Source organism: Bartonella sp. AA81SXKL, assembly GCF_042196945.1.
Lineage (GTDB): Bacteria > Pseudomonadota > Alphaproteobacteria > Rhizobiales > Rhizobiaceae > Bartonella.
On the sequence record NZ_JBHIRH010000284.1, the window covers coordinates 1 to 666 of the forward strand.

Annotated in this window: 1 protein-coding gene; it reads left to right on the forward strand. The window is 42.2% G+C overall.

Annotated features, from left to right (window positions below; genetic code table 11):
* Positions 1 to 666, forward strand: a 666-nt coding sequence (gene pstB / locus ACFINZ_RS11120; protein WP_375701547.1) for a phosphate ABC transporter ATP-binding protein PstB, incomplete at both ends; no start/stop codon positions are given.

Consider the following 666-nt stretch of genomic DNA (forward strand, 5'->3'; position numbering starts at 1 on the left):
AAGGTTTCTTATGGAGACAAAGAAGCACTTCATGGTATTACCCTTGATATTCCTGAACATCAAGTCATTGCTTTGATTGGTCCATCAGGATGTGGAAAATCGACTTTTTTGCGTTGTTTCAACCGTATGAATGATACGATTGAAGGCGCTAAAATAACCGGGCTTATTACTTTAGATGGGGAAAATCTTTATGAATCGCGTATTGATGTTGTAGAATTGCGTGCGCGTGTTGGTATGGTTTTTCAAAAACCCAGTCCTTTTCCAAAATCTATTTTTGAAAATGTTGCCTCTGGTCCACGCATTCACGGTTTAGTCAAATCGCGCGCTGAATTACATGATGTGGTTGAAAAGAGTTTAAGGCAGGCCGGTTTATTTGAAGAAGTAAAGGATCGTCTTCATGAGGCGGGAACCAGTCTGTCGGGAGGGCAGCAACAGCGCTTGTGTATTGCGCGTGCTATTGCGGTTAGTCCTGAAGTTATTTTGATGGATGAGCCTTGTTCGGCTCTTGATCCAATTGCAACGGCACGTATTGAAGAACTTATCGATGCATTACGAAAGGATTATACAATCGTCATTGTGACACATTCGATGCAACAGGCAGCACGTGTTTCTCAATATACAGCCATGTTTCATTTGGGGCATTTGGTAGAAGTTGGGGAAACTGAA